Raw genomic sequence first — 15,838 nt, 5'->3', positions numbered from 1 at the left:
TGCGGATGCCTACAATCGGGCTCGAAGACCGGCGCCCTGTCAGTCGCGGGGGCGGTTCCACAGGCTCGGCCACGCGTGGCCCAGCCCGGTCACGAGCCGGCGCAGGGTCGGCAGCGAGAGCCCGACAACGGTGGACGGATCCCCGCTAATGTGGGTGATGAACGGCGCCCCGAGGCTGTCGATGGTGAAGGCCCCGGCCACGAACAGAGGCTCGCCGGTAGCGATGTAGGCGTCCAGCTCGGCGTCCTCGATGTCGTCGGCGAAGGTGACGTCGGCGACGGCCACGGCGCCGACAGCCCGCCCGGCCACGCCCTCCGAGTGCTCGATCAGCCAGTGTCCCGAGTACAGCTGCCCGGTGCGGCCGCGCTGCAGGTGCCAGCGTTCCCGCGCCTTCGCGGCGGTGTGCGGTTTGCCGTAGATGACGTCGTCGATCACGAAGACCGAGTCGCCCCCGAGCACCAGGCCGTCGCCGATGTCGCCGCTGCCGGTCAGGGTGCGGGAGACGGCCTCCGCCTTGGCCCGAGCCAGCAACTCCACGACCCGGTGGGGGGTGAGCGGCCCGCCGGCGGCTCGGGCGGCATCGGCGGCGACCACGTCCTCGTCGACGTCGGGCGCGACGGTGACAGGCTCGATCCCGGCGGTGCGCAGCAGCATCAGCCGGGCCGGAGACGTGGACGCGAGGTACAAGCGCATGGGTTTCCTTCGATCGGGGCGGGAGCGGTGTGGGATCATCGAAGGATGGGCACCAGCAATGACATTCAGGCAGATTCGAGCGGGCACTCCGCAGAAGTGGGCGCGGAACTCGAACTCGACGTCACCAACGTAGCTCACGGCGGTATCTTCATCGCCCGGCACGAGGGCCGCGTGGTCTTCGTGAGCGACACCCTGCCGGGGGAGCGCGTGCGCGCCCGGCTGACCTCTGCCAGCCACAAGAGCTTCTGGCGGGCGGAGACCGTTGAGGTCCTCACCCCCGCACCGGAGCGCCAGCCGCACATCTGGGCTGCGGCTGCCCTCGACCGTGACCCCGTCGACCGCGCCGGCGGCGCCGAGTTCGGACACATCGAGCTCGGCTTCCAGCGTGAGCTGAAGCGGCAGGTTCTGGCTGACGCCCTGAAACGGATGGCCGGCATCGAGTCCGAGGTCGCCGTCGAGCCGGTCCCGGTCGGCCCCAACGCCTCGCCCGGGGACGCTGCCGACGGCACCGGCTGGCGCACCCGCGTGCGCCTGCACGTCGACGAGGACGGCTCGGTCGGCCCCTACGCCGCCCGCTCGCACCGGGTCATCCCGGTCGGCGACCTGCCGCTGGCCGACCGCCTGCTGGAGGCGGCCGCACCGCTGGACAAAATGTTCCCCGGCGCCGCAACCGTCGATATCGTCGCCCCGAGCCTGGGCACCGTGCAGATCCTGGTGGCGGAACAGGACGACAAGGGCCGTCGCCGCCACACCCCGAAAACACTGATCCGCGAGGTCGTGGGCGAACGCGAGTTCCGCCTCGACGCCGCCGGGTTCTGGCAGGTGCACACCAGCGCCGCCGAGACCCTCTACCGCGCGGTGCAAGACAGCATCGACCCGGATGCCTTCGATCCGCGGGCGGCGAACCTGGACCTCTACGGCGGGGTGGGCCTGCTCGCCGCCGCTGTGGGCGACCGCTTCGGCAGCACCGTGCGGATGACCAGCGTCGAGAGCGACCCGCAGGCCACCGATTTCGCGGCCGAGAACCTCGCCGAATGGGTCGGGGCCAGCGTGCAGACCTCCCGCGTCGACCGGTTCCTGAACGCTCTGGTGCGCGATTCGAGCGCCGCCGACCGGGCCCGCCAGGCGGCCGCCACGGTGATCCTCGACCCGCCCCGCTCCGGCGCCGGCAAGGAAGTCATCGACCTGCTCGCCGCCGTCGGACCGGCCCAGATCGTCTACGTGGCCTGCGACCCGGTCGCCCTGGCCCGCGACATCGCCCTCCTCGCCGGCCATGGGTACACCCTTCGCCGACTGCGTGCCTTCGACCTGTTCCCCAATACCCACCATGTCGAAGCCGTCGCGCTCCTGTCCCGGTAGCTATCGTTGACGTGTACGACAACGTGAGGACGTAGGAACCGTGAACCAGCCAGCAGCACCTCTCCCCTCGGCCCCGGGAACCCCCGACGCCGGCGCGCAAAACCATCCCGTGCGGGTGGGTATCGCCGACGATCACGAGTCGGTGCGCCTGGGCATCAAAGCGGCCTGCGAGAACGTCGGCTATGAGGTCGTCTTCACCGCACCCACCGTGCAGGAGCTGGTGGACGGCATCGACGGCCGCGCCGTGGACGTCATCGTGCTCGACCTGTCGCTGGGCGACGGATCCCGCGTCACCGACAATGTGCACCGGGCCCAGAGCACGGGGGCGTCGGTGCTCGTGCACAGTATCGCCGACCGGGTCGCCCTGGTGCGCGAGGCGCTCGCCGCCGGTGCGGCCGGCGTCATCCCCAAGTCGTCGCCCACGACGACGGTCATGGCGGCCGTCGCATCCGTGGCCCGCGGCGATGTGCTCAACAACCTCGAATGGGCCACGGCCATCGACGCCGACCGCGACTTCGCCAAGGCCCAGCTCGGCCGGCGCGAACGCGATGTGCTGCACCTCTACGCCTCGGGACTCCCGCTCAAGATGGTGGCGATGCAGCTCGGCATCGCGCATTCGACCGCCCGTGAGTACCTCGACCGAATCCGCGTGAAATACGTGGAGGTCGGCCGTCCGGCACCCACCAAGGTGGACCTGCTCCGGCGCGCCGTCGAAGACGGAATCCTGCCGGGCCTCGACCCGGATGGCGGAGATGCCCGCGGGTGAGCCTGCGGGCGCCGGAACACGGGGCTCCACCGCGGCGCAGCCAGACGCCGAGCTGGTAGATTCCGATCTGATCGGGAGACCCAAACAGCCGCGGAACCCGATCAGCCGCACCCGGATCGAAGTCGTGGCGTCGCGTTCCGTCGCCGGGGTCGGCGTGGTCTTCGCCCTCCAGGCGATGCCGATCATGCTCGCTCAGGCACCGGTGCGGATGCCGGTGATGGGTTTGCTCACGCCGCTGCTGCTCGGTCTGTCGCTGGCCGCCGTCGTGGTGGCCGCCGTGACCAAGGTCGGGGTGCGGGCAGCCGCCGGAACCGTCGCGATGTTCTACCTGGCGGCGCTGCTGGCCTGGCCGCTCCTGATGCGCGACCCTGCGGCCGTGCTCGACGGAAAACCGTGGCTCTGGTACATGTGCACGATCGCAACGGCCTGCGCAGCCCTGGCCTTCCCGGTGCTCTGGGCCGTGATTTACACGGTGGTCGTGCCGATCGTCTATGGGGTGGTGCGGTCGATGCCGTCCGGCGGCGACGCCGATTTCCTCCTGTCGTCCCTGGACGCGGTCTACGCGATCATTCTCGGCCAGGTCATCCTGATCATCATCTTCATGCTGCGGCAGACGGCCCTTGCGGTCGACAACGCCCAGACCAACGCGCTGCACCAGTACGGGAACGCCGTGCGCCAGCATGCGACGGAGGTCGAGCGTGTGCAGGTCGACTCGATCGTGCACGACAGCGTGCTGGCCACGTTCCTCGCCGCGGCCGCGGCCTCCAGCCCGAAGGCGGCGGAACTGGCCTCCGGCATGGCAGCGGATGCTCTCACCCGGCTCAACGACGCAGCCATCGTGCCGGCCGGCGACGACAGCATGGTTCCCTTCAGCGAGCTCAGCGCGCAGATCCGGGCCGCCGCGGACCGGCTGCCGGTGTCGTTCGACGTCGTCGGGTGCGAGATCGACGGGCTGCGCCTCCCGGCCCACGCGAGCGAAGCGATCCTCGCCGCTAGCGTGCAGGCCATGGTGAACAGCGCCCAGCATGCCGGCACGCCGAGCTTCGAGCCCGACCGGACCCTGACGATGAACGGCAACGCCCAGGGCGGCTGCACCATCACCATCGCCGACACCGGCGTGGGCTTCGACCCGGACCTGGTGCCGGCGGAACGGCTCGGACTGCGCATCTCAATCCAGGATCGGGTGGCCAGCGCCGGCGGATCCGTGCGGGTGTGCGCGGCGGTCGGCCGCGGCACGACCATCACCCTCGAGTGGCCGCCGGCCGAGGACGGACGCCCCGAATGATCACCGTTCCGCGCGGACTCGTGCTCTCCCTGGCCGCCATGTTCTCCACTTACCACGTCGTGCTCGGCTTCTACTCGCTGGGCCAGCCGCGCAGCCCGGTGCCGGCGGCACTGGCGCTTCTCGTCTACTGCGTGGCGACCGTGCTCAGCCTCTGGCCGACGAGCCCGATCCGGATGCCGCTGTGGCTGGCGTACTTCAACATCGCCGTCTGCGCGATGCTGCCGCTGCTCGTGGGGAGCCAGCTGGACGGCTCCGTCGACAACGGCTACGCCACCTGGTACGTCGCGGCAGTGGGCACCCTGATGACCATCACCGCGACCCGCCGGCGCCCGTGGCTCGCCTGGGTCGGCGCGGCGACGCTGGTCGTGCACACGGTCTTCTGGGCCGGCCCGGCCGCCCTGGGGTCGATGGGCGTCATCGGAAGCGTGGTCTGGGTCGCGGTCGCGGTCATCCTGGCGCGGGCGTTGGCGAAGGCCGGCCGCGACGCCCGGCAGTACGCCCTGGCCGAGCAGGAGGCCACCGAGTGGCAGGCCGCCCAGGAAGCGCACCTCTACGAGCGCCAGGTGCGGCTTGCCCAGACCATCCGGTTGGCCGCACCCATGCTGCGGAGCATCATCGACCAGGGCGGTGAGCTGACCGCCGAGCAACGGCAGGAGTCCCGCTACCTGGAGGCGGCCGTGCGGGACGAGATCCGCGGTCGCAAGCTGCTCAATGACGCCGTCCGCGACGCGGTGATGGCCGCCCGCCGCCGCGGCGCCATCGTCACCCTGCTCGACGAGGGCAGCATCGACGACATCCGCGGCTCGGAGCTGGAAGCGGTGCTCAACACCCTGGCGGACGCGATCGACTCAACCACGGCCGACACGATCATCGCCCGCACCGCGGGCGACGGATCCGCGACAGCGGTCACCGTCGTCGGTCTCAGCAGTGCGGACGCCAGGTTGAGCGCCCTCGGCCAGGAGTCGCCGGAACCCGAGGTGCACCTCTGGCTGGAGATTCCGCGCAACCCGGTGCTCATGTCCGGTCAGGGCTAGGTCAGCCCCGGCGGGAGTGCGCGCCCGGCGCCGAACCAATTCGACGGAGATTCTCTCCTCAAGGGGATTTTTCGCGGCGTTCAGGGCCATTCTCGGCAAAATCTCCGTCGAATTCGTTGGGGACGGAGTTGCTCCAGGCCTCGGAGTCGAACGACGCGGCGGTGTGCAACACCCGTCCATCTGGGCCAATCGCGCCGCACATGCGAAAGGGACCAACCGTGCGGTTGATCCCTTTCGACTTTCGTGCCAGGGCGACAACCCGAATGTCACCCTGACTTGCCCCCAAAACCCGACTGCTTACCCTAGTCGACGGGCTTTGGTTGTGGACCTCCGAGGATTTCCACCAGCAAAACCAATCTTGGTCGAACCGATTCGGCAATATAAGTCGGCATTTAGGGGGACCGGGAGTCCCTTCCCGAACCGAAGGTCCGCAGGGTCAGGCCGAGAACCCGCGCCAGTGGCCTCGGCCGGGCGTCAGAGGCACCCGGACACCTCGCTGGCTGCGGTGCCAGGCGCTCTGGCCTCGCGCCGGCGCCTGATGCAGGTTGTCGGACTCCTCACGCACCAGGCCGTGCAGCACGGCCGACACGGCCGCCGCTTCGGTGGAGGTGACGCCGCGGGTCACGAAGCGCAGCCCGGGCACCGCAGGAACGTCGGGCGCTGCGGACCCGTCGTGCTCGGCTGAGCCCGGGGAGCCCGAGTCGGGCAGGTGAGTTGTGGAATTCGATGGATCGGTCATGACGCCCGCTTACAGCGGAATGTTCCCGTGCTTCTTGGGCGGCAGGCTCGCTCGCTTGGTGCGCAGGGCGCGCAGTGCCTTGGTCACCGCGACGCGCGTCGTGGCCGGCTCGATAATGCCGTCCAGCTCGCCGCGCTCGGCCGCCAGAAACGGGCTGGCCACGTTGTAGGTGTACTCGTTGGCCAGGCGGGTGCGCACGGCGGCGACATCTTCCTCGGCTGCCTCGGCCTTCTTGATCTCGGCGCGATACAGGATGTTCACGGCGCCCTGTCCACCCATCACGGCGATCTCCGCGGTCGGCCAGGCCAGGTTGATGTCCGCGCCGAGCTGCTTGGAGCCCATCACGATGTACGCGCCGCCGTAGGCCTTGCGCAGGATGACGGTGACCAGAGGCACGGTCGCCTCCGCGTAGGCATAGAGCAGCTTGGCGCCGCGGCGGATGATTCCGGTCCACTCCTGGTCGGTGCCGGGCAGGAACCCGGGCACGTCGACCAAGGTGAGGATCGGAATCGAGAACGCGTCGCAGAACCGCACGAAACGGGCCGCCTTCTCGCCGGCCGGGATGTTGAGCGTGCCGGCCATGGCATTGGGTTGGTTGGCGACGATACCGATCGAACGTCCCTCGACCCGGGCGAAGCCGACGACGATGTTCGGTGCGAACAAGGGCTGAGTCTCGAGGAAGTCACCATGGTCGACGATGTGCTCGATCACGGTCTTCACGTCGTAGGGCTGGTGCGCGGAGTCGGGGATGATCGTGTTCAACGACCGATCGGCATCCGTCGTCTCGAGTTCGATGTCGCTGTCGAACACGGGCAGGTCGGCCAGGTTGTTGTCCGGCAGGTAGCTGAGCAGGGTGCGGGCGTAGTCGAGGGCGTCGGGTTCGTCGCTGGCCAGGTAGTGCGCCACCCCGGAGATCGTGTTGTGGGTGAGCGCGCCGCCGAGCTCCTCCATGCCGACGTCTTCGCCGGTGACGGTCTTGATCACGTCGGGGCCGGTGACGAACATCTGGCTGGTCTTGTCGACCATGATCACGAAGTCGGTCAGGGCGGGGGAGTAGACGGCGCCGCCGGCGGCCGGGCCGCAGATGATCGAGATCTGGGGGATGACGCCGGACGCGGCCGTGTTGCGGCGAAAGATCTCGCCGTACTTGCCGAGGGCGACGACACCCTCCTGGATGCGGGCTCCGCCGGAGTCGAGGATGCCGATGATGGGCACCCCGGTCTTGAGGGCGAGGTCCATCACCTTGATGATCTTCTCGCCGGCGACCTCGCCGAGCGAACCGCCGAAGATGGTGAAGTCCTGCGAGTACACGCAGACCTGGCGGCCGTGGATGGTGCCGGTGCCCGTGACGACGGCGTCGCCGTAGGGCCGCTTCTTCTCCATGCCGAACGCGTGCGTGCGGTGCCGCACGAACTCGTCGAGCTCGACGAAGGAGCCCTGGTCGAGGAGCAGGTCGATCCGCTCCCGGGCGGTCATCTTGCCCTTGGCGTGCTGTTTCTCGATCGCGGCCTCGCCGCTGGCGGTCACGGCTTCGTGATAGCGCAGCTTGAGGTCGGCGAGCTTTCCAGCCGTCGTGTACAGGTCGGGGCCCGCAAGGGGCGAGTTCTCAGTCACGCGGTTCACTCTACCGGCCAGCCCCGGCCCCCGATCGTTGACGATTGTCTACAAAAACCGGCCGGTTTGCTGGTCGGGTGCGCCCGCATCCCCGTGGCCAAGGGCTGAAATACCGTGGCCAACTCCTGAGAACTCTCGGTTTCGAGCCGGGATTGTGTCATTTGAGCCGCCATTCGGGAGAATTACAGGAGTTAGCCACAGGGAGAGTGCCAGATGGAGTTTCCGCTCAGCCGCGAGGTCGTGCCACGTTTCGAATACCTGGCCGAGACCGGGTCGACGAACGACGTTCTCGTCGGCCACGCGGTGGGTGAGGATGCCGCAGCCTGGCCCGAACTGTCGACGGTCGTCACCGACAACCAGACTCGCGGTCGCGGCCGACTGGGCCGCACCTGGCTCGCCCCCACCGGCAAGTCGCTCGCCATCTCGGTGCTGCTCCGACCGCGGGTGGGCGCGGCCCCGCTCCCGATCGACCACTACGGCTGGTTCCCCCTTCTCGCGGGGGCGGCGATGACCCGGGCCGTGCGCGCGGTCGTCGAGGCGAGCCTGGCGGCCCGGGCGAACGAGCCCGGCGAGGCGGCCCCCCGGCACGAGGTCACCCTGAAGTGGCCCAACGACGTGCTGATCGACGGCTACAAGGTGTCGGGCATCCTCTCGGAACTGCTGCCCGACGCGCAGGGACTGGTCATCGGCGCCGGCCTGAACGTTTCCCTCGACGAGCACGACCTGCCCACGCTGACGTCGACGTCGCTGCTGCTGGTGACCGGTTCTGCGCCCGATCCGGATGCCGTGCTCGCCCGCTACCTCACCGAACTACGGCAGCTCACCCGGGCCTTCCTCGACGCGGAGGGTGACCCGGTGCGGAGCGGGCTGCTGCACGCGGTGACCGAGCTGTGCGCCACGATCGGCGGGGTCGTGCGGGTGGAACTGCCCGGCGGCACCGACCTCGTGGGCACCGCGATCGCTCTCGACGTCAGCGGCCGGCTCATCGTCGAAGACCAGGCGAACGGAGAACCGCAGGCCGTCGCAGCCGGGGATGTCACCCACCTGCGGTATTAATGGGTTATGACAAAGACAGCGGGCTTCGGTACGGCCGAGGTGCTTCCCCCGGCCGAATCGGTCGTGGCCGGGCTTCGCCCGCACGCCCGGATCCTGTTCTGGCCCACTCTGGCCTTACTGGCCATTGTCGGCGCCGCCGGGTATTTCTACGGCTCGCTGCCGGAGCCGTGGGAGAACCTGGCGCTGCTGGCCGCCGCAGCCGCCCTCGTGCTGCTGCTCTGGCTGCTGCCGCTGGCCTCGTGGCTGAACAACCGCTATACGATCACGACCCGGCGCATCATCTTTCGGCACGGATTCTTCGTGCGCACCCGCCAGGAACTTCTGCACAGCCGCGGCTACGACGTGACCGTACGCCAGAACTGGCTGCAGTCGCTGGCCCACTCGGGTGACGTGCTGATCAATGCCGGACTGGAGCATCCGCTCGTGTTGAAAGACGTGCCTGACGCCGCCCTCGTGCAGCAGGTGCTGCACGACCAGATGGAGTCCTCGCGCACCCTGATGGGCTCGCGCCGCCAGGAGCAGTCAGCTCTCGCCGACGAGACCGCGCACTGGGGATCCCGCTAGACGGCCCCGGCCGGCCTTTGCCTCGGCCGCGCGCCGCGGGGAGAACACCCAGTGCCGGTAGAGCACGAAGCGGAAAGCCGAACCCAGCCCCAGGCCGATCACGTTCGAGGAGATGTTATCGGCGAGCAGGCTGGTGTAGCCGAGCCCGTAGCGGCTGACCCAGAGGCAGGCGAGGCCGATGGCCATGCCGATCAGGCTGACGGCGAAGAACTCGGCCGCCTCGCGCAGCGTGCGGGACTGGCGGTTCGCCCCGAAGGTCCAGAAGCGGTTGCCGATCCAGTTCACGATGATGGCCAGTGTGGTCGACACAACCTTGGCGTAGATCGGTCCGGCCTCCAGCACGGCAGGGTCAAAGACCGTGGTGCGCAGCAGGTTGAAGACCGTGAAGTCGACGGCGAAGCCGACCAGGCCGACAGCTCCGAACTTGCCGAGCTGATTGGCGAAGGCCAGAAGCCGTGCTGATCGGCGCTGTGTACTCGGCATGCATCCCTCCGGATGATGGGCAAAGATAGAAGACGAGAACCCGAGTCTACGGCGAGGCCCAGCCTGCTGCCTGAGAGAACCCGTATCGGGGAATGAACGGTGTCAAGGAGTTGGTGGAGCGATGAATACGACTGTGGGTGTGATCGGCGGCGGACAGCTGGCCAGGATGATGATTCCGGCGGCCGTCAACCTGGGCATCCGGATCCGGGTGCTGGCCGAGAACGAGGGCATGTCGGCCGACCTGGCCGCGGTGCAGGTGGGCGACTACCGCGACCGGGACGTGGTGCTGGCCTTCGCCGAGACCGTCGACGTCGTCACGTTCGACCACGAGCACGTGCCGCAGGAGATCCTGCGTGAGCTTGTGGCCAGGGGCGTGGCCGTGCACCCGGGCCCCGACGCGCTGCTGTATGCCCAGGACAAGCTGTTGATGCGTCAGCGCCTGAGCGAGCTGGGTCTGCCGGTGCCGGACTGGGCGCGGGTTGAGAACGCCGCCGAGCTGGGCGTGTTCCTGGCCGCCCATAACGGTCGCGCGGTCGTCAAGACGGCCCGCGGCGGCTACGACGGCAAGGGGGTGCGACTGGTCACCCACGAGCACGAGGTGGATGACTGGTTCGCCGCGCTCGCCGAAGACGGCAATGACGGCGCCCTCCTGGTGGAGGAGCTCGTCGAGTTTCGCCGGGAGCTCGCCCAGCTGGTCGCGCGCCGTCCGTCCGGCCAGATCGCGCTGTGGCCCGTGGTCGAGACCGTGCAGCAGGGTGGCGTCTGCTCCGAGGTCATCGCTCCGGCGCCCCAGTCCGAGGGTCGACTGGCCGATGCGGCGGCCGACATAGCCGTGCGCATCGCCGAGGGCATCGGCGCCACCGGCATGCTGGCCGTCGAACTGTTCGAGACGACGGATGAGCGCATCCTGGTCAACGAGTTGGCGATGCGCCCGCACAACAGCGGCCACTGGTCGATCGAAGGGTCGACGACGAGCCAGTTCGAGCAGCATCTCCGGGCCGTGCTCGACCTTCCTCTCGGGGCGACCGACGCCAGGGACCCGTGGACCGTCATGGTCAACATTCTCGGCGGGCCGGCGTCGGAGACCCTCTCGTCCCGCTACCCGGCCGCGTTCGAGGCCTTTCCGACAGCCAAGGTGCACACCTACGGCAAGGACCCCCGACCGGGGCGCAAGGTCGGCCATGTGACCGTCGGTGGGGACGATTTGGACCTCGTCGCCTACCAGGCGCGGGCCGCAGCGGCTGTTTTTCAGGACTGACCAAATAGGATCGACTGCGTGACAGACAACCCTGTGCCCGAGACCGCTCCGCGCGGCGCCACCCCGACGCCGCTTGTGGGCGTCGTGATGGGCTCCGATTCCGACTGGCCGGTGATGAGCGACGCCGCCCAGCTGCTGCGCGACTTCGGCGTGCCCTTCGAGGTGCAGGTCGTCTCGGCGCACCGCACCCCCGAGAAGATGATCGCCTACGGCCAGAGCGCCCACGCGCGCGGCCTCCGGGTGATCATCGCCGGCGCCGGAGGGGCTGCCCACCTGCCCGGCATGCTCGCGGCCGTGACCACCCTGCCGGTGGTAGGCGTGCCCGTGCCGCTCGGCCGACTCGACGGCCTGGACTCGCTCCTGTCGATCGTGCAGATGCCGGCCGGGGTTCCCGTGGCCACCGTTTCCATCGGCGGCGCACGCAACGCGGCTCTCATCGCCGTCAAGGTTCTCGCCATCGCCGACGACACCCTCCGGGTGAAGCTGCTCGGCTACATGGAGATGCTCGCCGCCCAGGTCGAGCAGAAGAACCTGGACCTCCAAGACAGATTATGAGTAGTGCACGTACGCCGATCCGGCATCCGGATGTCGGGTCCGCCCCGGTCATGACCAAGCGGGCCTGGTGGCTCGTCGTGCTCAATTTCGTGCTGCCCGGCTCCGCTCAGGTGCTGGCCGGCAGCCGTCGGCTCGGCCGGTTCGGCCTCCGCCTGACGCTCACACTGCTCACCCTCGCGGTGGTCGCCGGGGTTGTCTACGTGCTCTGGCCTGCCGTCGTCCTGACCGTGTTCACGAACTCGATCGGCCTGTGGGCGGTAGCGCTCCTGCTGGCCTTCTCCGGCGTGGTCTGGCTGATCCTGTCTCTGGACACCCTGCGCCTGGTGCGCCTCGTTCGCGCCACCCCCAAGGCCCGGCCGATCATCGCCGGCTTCGCGACGGTGTTGATGGTGGGCGTGGTCGGCACGGCCGGGTATGGGGCCTACGTGGCCACGACGGCCAGCGGGTTCCTGTCCTCGGTCTTCGTGGCCGGCCCGACCGAGCCGCCCTCCGACGGCCGCTACAATATCCTGCTGCTCGGCGGCGACGCCGGCCCTGACCGGGAGGGCCTGCGCCCCGACAGCATCTCCGTGGTCAGCATCGACGCCGAGACCGGCCAGGCCAGCATGATCGGCCTGCCGCGCAACCTCGAGGACGTGCCGTTCCCGGCCGACTCGCCGTTGGCATCCGTCTACCCGGAGGGGTACGGCTCGATCGACGGCTGCGAGGTCTCTGCCTGCATGCTCAACTCGATCTACACCGAGGTCGAGCTGAAGAGCCCGGAGATGTATCCGGACGCCGTCGATCAGGGCAGCGAACCGGGGATCGAGGGCATGCGCGACGCGGCCGAGGGAGTGACCGGCCTGACGATCCAGTACTACGTGCTGATCGACATGCAGGGCTTCTCCGAGTTGATCGACGCCCTCGGCGGCGTCGACATCAACGTCGACCACCGCGTCCCGGTGCACACCGACGAGACGTTCTCCGAGGTGGCCTTCTGGTTCGAGCCCGGCATGCAGCACATGGACGGGTTCCACGCCCTCTGGTACGCACGCTCACGCCACGACACGAGCGACTACGACCGGATGGTGCGGCAGCGGCAGGTTCAGGAGGCGATCCTGCAGCAGGCGAGCCCCGCCAACGTGCTGACGAAGTTCCAGGCGATCGCCACCGCCGGGAGCCAGGTCGTGAAGACCGACATCCCCCAGGGTATGCTCGGCTATTTCGTGGACCTGGCATCGAAGACGAAGGCGCTGCCGATCCAGTCCGTGGAGCTGGTGCCGGAGAACGACATCGACCCGGAGGACCCCGACTACGACGTCATCCGCAGCCTGATCGAGACCGCCCTGGCTCCGCCGCCCACGGCGGAACCGGCCTCGTAAAGCCGGTCGAGTCCGGTGCAGGGCGAGGTCGAGGTTCGGGGCCGGCAGGACCGGCCCCGGCCTACAGGTCCGCGTGCAGCAGCCAGATGCGCTCGGCGGAATCGCGCCAGGTGAAGGCCGAGGCGCGGTCGGTGCCGCAGATGCGCAGACGGCTGGCCAGTGTGGTGTCGGACAGCACCTGGGTCACGGCCGCGGCCAGACGCTCGGGGTACCCGGCGGCATCCGCACGCTCGACGACCAGCCCCGCATCGCCGGCGGCCTCGATCAGGGCAGGCGCGTCCGAGTGCACCACGGGGGTGCCCAGGTGGAACGCCTGGATCATCGGGCCGGCGAAGCCCTCTTCCAGACTGGGGTAGACGAACACGGACGCCCGTGAGATGACCACGGCCAGTTCCTCGTCGGTCAGCCCGTTGAGAGCCCGCACCCGGCCGAACGGGAGCCCGGCCTCGTCGGCCACGGCGGCCAGTTCGAGTTCGCCCCAGGAGGCCGGTCCCAGGACGATCAGTGGAAGGTCCGGGGCTCCCGGCAGGCCGAGGCCCGTGACCAGCGCCGTGAGGGCCTTGCGCGGCTCCAGCGTTCCGACGGCGACGATGTACTCGTTCGGCAGTGTCAGGCGTTCGGCGATGATCTCCGTCGCGGAGGAGTTCGACGGCAGGCGGAGGCCGCTGCCGATGCCGCCGCCGATCACGCGCACCCGGTCGCCGAGGTCGACGATGCCCGCGAGCTGGTGGGCCACGGCGTGGCTGGGCACCACGATCGCATCCGCGTACTTGCGGGCGCGTTTCACCATGACCTTCGTCCACGCGACGGTGGCCGGGGTGAGGGCCTCCGGATGCGTCCAGGCCAGCACGTCGTGAATAGTGACGGTCATCTGGGTGCCGTCCTTGACGATGCTGTGCCGGTGCAGGGGCGCCAGCAGAGACGGGGCGTGGATCATGCCTGACCCGGAGCTGTTGACGATGCCCAATTGCCAGGCCGCCGTGAGTTCGCGGCGGGGGAGCGTCGTCTTGTGCAGGCCGGCCAGGCCCGGGAGGGAGGCCTCGATCCGCGCGTAGTCCTCAGCCGACGAGGCCGACACGATTCCTCCGACGTCGCACTCGGCCGGAGCCGCAGCGATCAGGGCCCGGGTCAGTTCTTCGGTGTACCGACCCATGCCGCCCGGAACCGGTGCGCTCATCCGGTCCAGGACGACTTTCAGTGTGGTCATCGGTCCGCGAAGATCCCCTGCTCGGAGGCCACGGCCAGAGCCTCGCGCCAGTCGCGGATGGGGGACAGCCCGGCAGCGGCCCAGGCGTCGTGGCCGAGCACCGAATACGAGGGCCGGGGAGCCGGGCGCACGAACTGCGAGCTGTCGGTCGGGGTGACCCGTTCCGGGTTCAGGGCCGCGGCTGCGAACACAGCCTGAGCGAAGCCGAACCAGCTCGTCACGCCCGAACTGGTGCCGTGATAGATGCCGGCGGGCGCGTCGGAATCGAGCAGGGCGACGATCTGTGCGGCCAGGTCGGCAGTCCAGGTGGGCTGGCCGACCTGGTCGTCGACGACGCTGAGGGTGTCGCGGGCGGCGGCGAGCTTCAGCATGGTCTTGGGGAAGTTCGGGCCGTGCTCCCCGTAGAGCCAGGCCGTGCGCACGATGTAGCTGCCCGCCGGGTGCTCCGCCAGCACGAACGCCTCGCCCGCGGCCTTGGTGCGGCCGTAGGCGGAGATCGGGTTGAGCGGGGTGTCCTCGGAGTAGGGATCGGTGGCGCTGCCGTCGAACACGTAGTCGGTCGAGACCTGCACGAGCTTCGCCCCGGCAGCGGATGCGGCGAGCGCCAGGTTGTGCGGACCGGTCGCGTTGATCGCGTACGCGGCATCCTCGTTCGTCTCGGCGTCGTCCACCTTGGTGTAGGCGGCGGCGTTGATGATGACGTCATAGCCGACGACTCCGGCCAGAACCGCGGCCCGGTCGGTGATGTCCAGCTCGGTGCGGTCGGACGCCGTGACGTCGCGGCCGGCGAGCGCCGCCTGCAGGTCGCGGCCGAGCATCCCGGCCGCGCCGGTGATCAGGTAGCGGGTCATCAGTTCAATTCCGCACGGGCCTTGAGGGGTTCCCACCAGCTGCGGTTGTCCCGGTACCACTGCACCACGTCCGCGAGTCCCTGAGTGAACGGAACGAGCGGTGCGTAGCCGAGTTCGGCCTGGATCTTGGAGATGTCCACGGAGTAGCGCAGGTCGTGCCCGAGGCGGTCGGCGACCCGGTCCACATAGGACCAGTCCTTGCCGGTGGAGTCGAGGAGCATCTGCGTGAGCTCCTTGTTGGTCAGCTCGGTGCCGCCGCCGATGTTGTAGATCTCACCCGCGCGGCCGCCGACGAGCACCATCGCGATGGCGCGGGTGTGGTCGTCCACGTGCAGCCAGTCACGGATGTTGTTGCCCTCGCCGTAGAGGGGAACATGTTTGTCGTCGATCAGGTTGGAGACGAACAGCGGGATGACCTTCTCGGGGAAGTGGTACGGCCCGTAGTTGTTTGAGCACCGCGTGATCGAGATGTTCAGACCGTGCGTGCGGTGGTAGCTGCGGGCGAGCAGGTCGCTGCCGGCCTTCGAGGCGGAGTAGGGGGAGTTCGGCTCGAGCGCGCGCTCCTCGTTCCACGAACCCTCGGCGATGGACCCGTAGACCTCGTCGGTGGAGACGTGCACGAACCGGGCCAGGTCATGCCGGAGCGCCGCGTCGAGCAGCTGCTGGGTGCCGAGCACGTTCGTCTCGACGAAGATCGACGCGTCGCGCACCGAGCGGTCCACGTGGGATTCGGCGGCGAAGTGCACCACGGCGTCGAGGGACGGGAAGAGCTCGTCGAGCAGCGCGGCGTCACGGATGTCTCCGTGCACGAACGAGTACCGCGGGGACCCGGCGACCGGGGCCAGGTTCTCGAGGTTGCCCGAGTAGGTGAGGGCGTCGAGTACGACGACCTCGGCTCCTTCGAGGCCGGGGTAGGCGTCTTCGAGGGTGCGCCGAACGAAGTTCGAGCCGATGAAACCGGCTCCGCCGGTGACGAGGATCTTCATATGGAGGTAACCGTTCCGTTTGATGAA

At 69.0% G+C, this 15,838-nt stretch carries 16 protein-coding genes; 9 read left to right on the top strand and 7 right to left on the bottom strand.

Annotated elements, in window-relative coordinates; all coding sequences use genetic code 11:
- Nucleotides 1–39 precede the first annotated feature (39 nt).
- Nucleotides 40–693 carry a nucleoside triphosphate pyrophosphatase gene (locus E3O67_RS11055; RefSeq protein ID WP_135102711.1) on the bottom strand — a complete coding sequence of 218 codons (654 nt, stop codon included), beginning with the start codon at nt 691–693 and terminating at the stop codon, nt 40–42.
- 45 nt (nt 694–738) lie between these two features.
- Between E3O67_RS11055 and E3O67_RS11050 the strand changes: the two genes are divergently transcribed.
- The 4 genes from E3O67_RS11050 (at nt 739) to E3O67_RS11035 (ending at nt 5,137) form a co-directional block, all read left to right on the top strand.
- A complete protein-coding gene (locus E3O67_RS11050) occupies nt 739–2,052 on the top strand; it encodes a class I SAM-dependent RNA methyltransferase (RefSeq protein WP_135102710.1) in 1,314 nt (437 codons plus the stop codon).
- Nucleotides 2,053–2,161: 109 nt separating this feature from the next.
- The gene (locus E3O67_RS11045) at nt 2,162–2,818 is read left to right on the top strand and encodes a response regulator transcription factor (protein WP_134429552.1); all 657 of its coding nucleotides are present in this window, start codon (nt 2,162–2,164) and stop codon (nt 2,816–2,818) included.
- Entirely contained in the window at nt 2,805–4,103 is a 1,299-nt protein-coding gene (locus tag E3O67_RS11040) for a sensor histidine kinase (RefSeq protein WP_135102709.1), read from the top strand. Before E3O67_RS11045 ends, E3O67_RS11040 begins: the two co-directional genes overlap by 14 nt.
- Nucleotides 4,100–5,137, top strand: coding sequence for a hypothetical protein (locus E3O67_RS11035; protein ID WP_134429434.1), 1,038 nt, complete (start codon nt 4,100–4,102; stop codon nt 5,135–5,137). Before E3O67_RS11040 ends, E3O67_RS11035 begins: the two co-directional genes overlap by 4 nt.
- Nucleotides 5,138–5,573: 436 nt before the next feature.
- Here E3O67_RS11035 and E3O67_RS11030 read toward each other — a convergent pair whose 3' ends face one another.
- On the bottom strand, nt 5,574–5,876 hold the full coding sequence (locus E3O67_RS11030) for an acyl-CoA carboxylase epsilon subunit (protein ID WP_134429433.1): 303 nt from the start codon (nt 5,874–5,876) through the stop codon (nt 5,574–5,576).
- Nucleotides 5,877–5,885: 9 nt separating this feature from the next.
- A complete protein-coding gene (locus E3O67_RS11025; protein ID WP_370260434.1) occupies nt 5,886–7,499 on the bottom strand; it encodes an acyl-CoA carboxylase subunit beta in 1,614 nt (537 codons plus the stop codon).
- Nucleotides 7,500–7,703: 204 nt separating this feature from the next.
- On the opposite strand from E3O67_RS11025, the gene E3O67_RS11020 reads away from it, so the two are divergent.
- Entirely contained in the window at nt 7,704–8,546 is an 843-nt protein-coding gene (locus E3O67_RS11020) for a biotin--[acetyl-CoA-carboxylase] ligase (protein WP_134429430.1), read from the top strand.
- A 6-nt stretch (nt 8,547–8,552) separates the two neighbouring features.
- Complete coding sequence (locus E3O67_RS11015) at nt 8,553–9,110, top strand: PH domain-containing protein (protein ID WP_241979222.1); 558 nt, start codon at nt 8,553–8,555, stop codon at nt 9,108–9,110.
- Here the strand turns inward: E3O67_RS11015 and E3O67_RS11010 are convergent.
- Nucleotides 9,069–9,593: a GtrA family protein gene (locus tag E3O67_RS11010; RefSeq protein WP_135102707.1), complete on the bottom strand. Its 525-nt coding sequence runs from the start codon at nt 9,591–9,593 to the stop codon at nt 9,069–9,071. The two genes, E3O67_RS11015 and E3O67_RS11010, sit on opposite strands and share 42 nt — an antisense overlap.
- Nucleotides 9,594–9,714: 121 nt before the next feature.
- On the opposite strand from E3O67_RS11010, the gene E3O67_RS11005 reads away from it, so the two are divergent.
- The 3 genes from E3O67_RS11005 to E3O67_RS10995 all read left to right on the top strand — a co-directional run bounded on the left by E3O67_RS11005 (nt 9,715) and on the right by E3O67_RS10995 (nt 12,767).
- On the top strand, nt 9,715–10,851 hold the full coding sequence (locus tag E3O67_RS11005) for a 5-(carboxyamino)imidazole ribonucleotide synthase (protein ID WP_135102706.1): 1,137 nt from the start codon (nt 9,715–9,717) through the stop codon (nt 10,849–10,851).
- Nucleotides 10,852–10,938: 87 nt separating this feature from the next.
- Complete coding sequence (gene purE, locus E3O67_RS11000) at nt 10,939–11,406, top strand: 5-(carboxyamino)imidazole ribonucleotide mutase (RefSeq protein ID WP_135102725.1); 468 nt, start codon at nt 10,939–10,941, stop codon at nt 11,404–11,406.
- Nucleotides 11,403–12,767 carry an LCP family protein gene (locus E3O67_RS10995; RefSeq protein ID WP_241979221.1) on the top strand — a complete coding sequence of 455 codons (1,365 nt, stop codon included), beginning with the start codon at nt 11,403–11,405 and terminating at the stop codon, nt 12,765–12,767. The genes purE and E3O67_RS10995 overlap by 4 nt, the downstream gene beginning before the upstream one ends.
- 61 nt (nt 12,768–12,828) lie before the next feature.
- On the opposite strand, the gene E3O67_RS10990 is transcribed toward E3O67_RS10995, so the two are convergent.
- From E3O67_RS10990 to rfbB, 3 genes are read right to left on the bottom strand one after another with little or no spacing between them, the layout of a single operon-like run.
- Nucleotides 12,829–13,974, bottom strand: a complete 1,146-nt coding sequence (locus E3O67_RS10990; protein ID WP_134429424.1) for a glycosyltransferase family 1 protein — start codon at nt 13,972–13,974, stop codon at nt 12,829–12,831.
- Nucleotides 13,971–14,825: a dTDP-4-dehydrorhamnose reductase gene (rfbD, locus tag E3O67_RS10985; RefSeq protein WP_134429423.1), complete on the bottom strand. Its 855-nt coding sequence runs from the start codon at nt 14,823–14,825 to the stop codon at nt 13,971–13,973. The genes E3O67_RS10990 and rfbD overlap by 4 nt, the downstream gene beginning before the upstream one ends.
- Nucleotides 14,825–15,811, bottom strand: coding sequence for a dTDP-glucose 4,6-dehydratase (rfbB, locus tag E3O67_RS10980; protein ID WP_134429421.1), 987 nt, complete (start codon nt 15,809–15,811; stop codon nt 14,825–14,827). The genes rfbD and rfbB overlap by 1 nt, the downstream gene beginning before the upstream one ends.
- Nucleotides 15,812–15,838: the final 27 nt, after the last annotated feature.

This window comes from Cryobacterium sp. TMT3-29-2 (assembly GCF_004564305.1).
Taxonomy (GTDB): domain Bacteria; phylum Actinomycetota; class Actinomycetes; order Actinomycetales; family Microbacteriaceae; genus Cryobacterium; species Cryobacterium sinapicolor.
The sequence above is the reverse complement of the archived record's forward strand: the minus strand, read 5'-3'. Positions and strand labels throughout refer to the sequence as shown.

Excerpts from the sequence above, each read along its gene's own strand:
- E3O67_RS11055 (WP_135102711.1), bottom strand. The coding sequence starts at position 693 with ATGCGCTTGTACCTCGCGTCCACGTCTCCGGCCCGGCTGATGCTGCTG.
- E3O67_RS11050 (WP_135102710.1), top strand. The coding sequence starts at position 739 with ATGGGCACCAGCAATGACATTCAGGCAGATTCGAGCGGGCACTCCGCA.
- E3O67_RS11040 (WP_135102709.1), top strand. The coding sequence starts at position 2,805 with ATGCCCGCGGGTGAGCCTGCGGGCGCCGGAACACGGGGCTCCACCGCG.
- E3O67_RS11035 (WP_134429434.1), top strand. The coding sequence starts at position 4,100 with ATGATCACCGTTCCGCGCGGACTCGTGCTCTCCCTGGCCGCCATGTTC.
- E3O67_RS11030 (WP_134429433.1), bottom strand. The coding sequence starts at position 5,876 with ATGACCGATCCATCGAATTCCACAACTCACCTGCCCGACTCGGGCTCC.
- E3O67_RS11020 (WP_134429430.1), top strand. The coding sequence starts at position 7,704 with ATGGAGTTTCCGCTCAGCCGCGAGGTCGTGCCACGTTTCGAATACCTG.
- E3O67_RS11015 (WP_241979222.1), top strand. The coding sequence starts at position 8,553 with ATGACAAAGACAGCGGGCTTCGGTACGGCCGAGGTGCTTCCCCCGGCC.
- E3O67_RS11010 (WP_135102707.1), bottom strand. The coding sequence starts at position 9,593 with ATGCCGAGTACACAGCGCCGATCAGCACGGCTTCTGGCCTTCGCCAAT.
- E3O67_RS11005 (WP_135102706.1), top strand. The coding sequence starts at position 9,715 with ATGAATACGACTGTGGGTGTGATCGGCGGCGGACAGCTGGCCAGGATG.
- purE (WP_135102725.1), top strand. The coding sequence starts at position 10,939 with ATGGGCTCCGATTCCGACTGGCCGGTGATGAGCGACGCCGCCCAGCTG.
- E3O67_RS10995 (WP_241979221.1), top strand. The coding sequence starts at position 11,403 with ATGAGTAGTGCACGTACGCCGATCCGGCATCCGGATGTCGGGTCCGCC.
- E3O67_RS10990 (WP_134429424.1), bottom strand. The coding sequence starts at position 13,974 with ATGACCACACTGAAAGTCGTCCTGGACCGGATGAGCGCACCGGTTCCG.
- rfbD (WP_134429423.1), bottom strand. The coding sequence starts at position 14,825 with ATGACCCGCTACCTGATCACCGGCGCGGCCGGGATGCTCGGCCGCGAC.
- rfbB (WP_134429421.1), bottom strand. The coding sequence starts at position 15,811 with ATGAAGATCCTCGTCACCGGCGGAGCCGGTTTCATCGGCTCGAACTTC.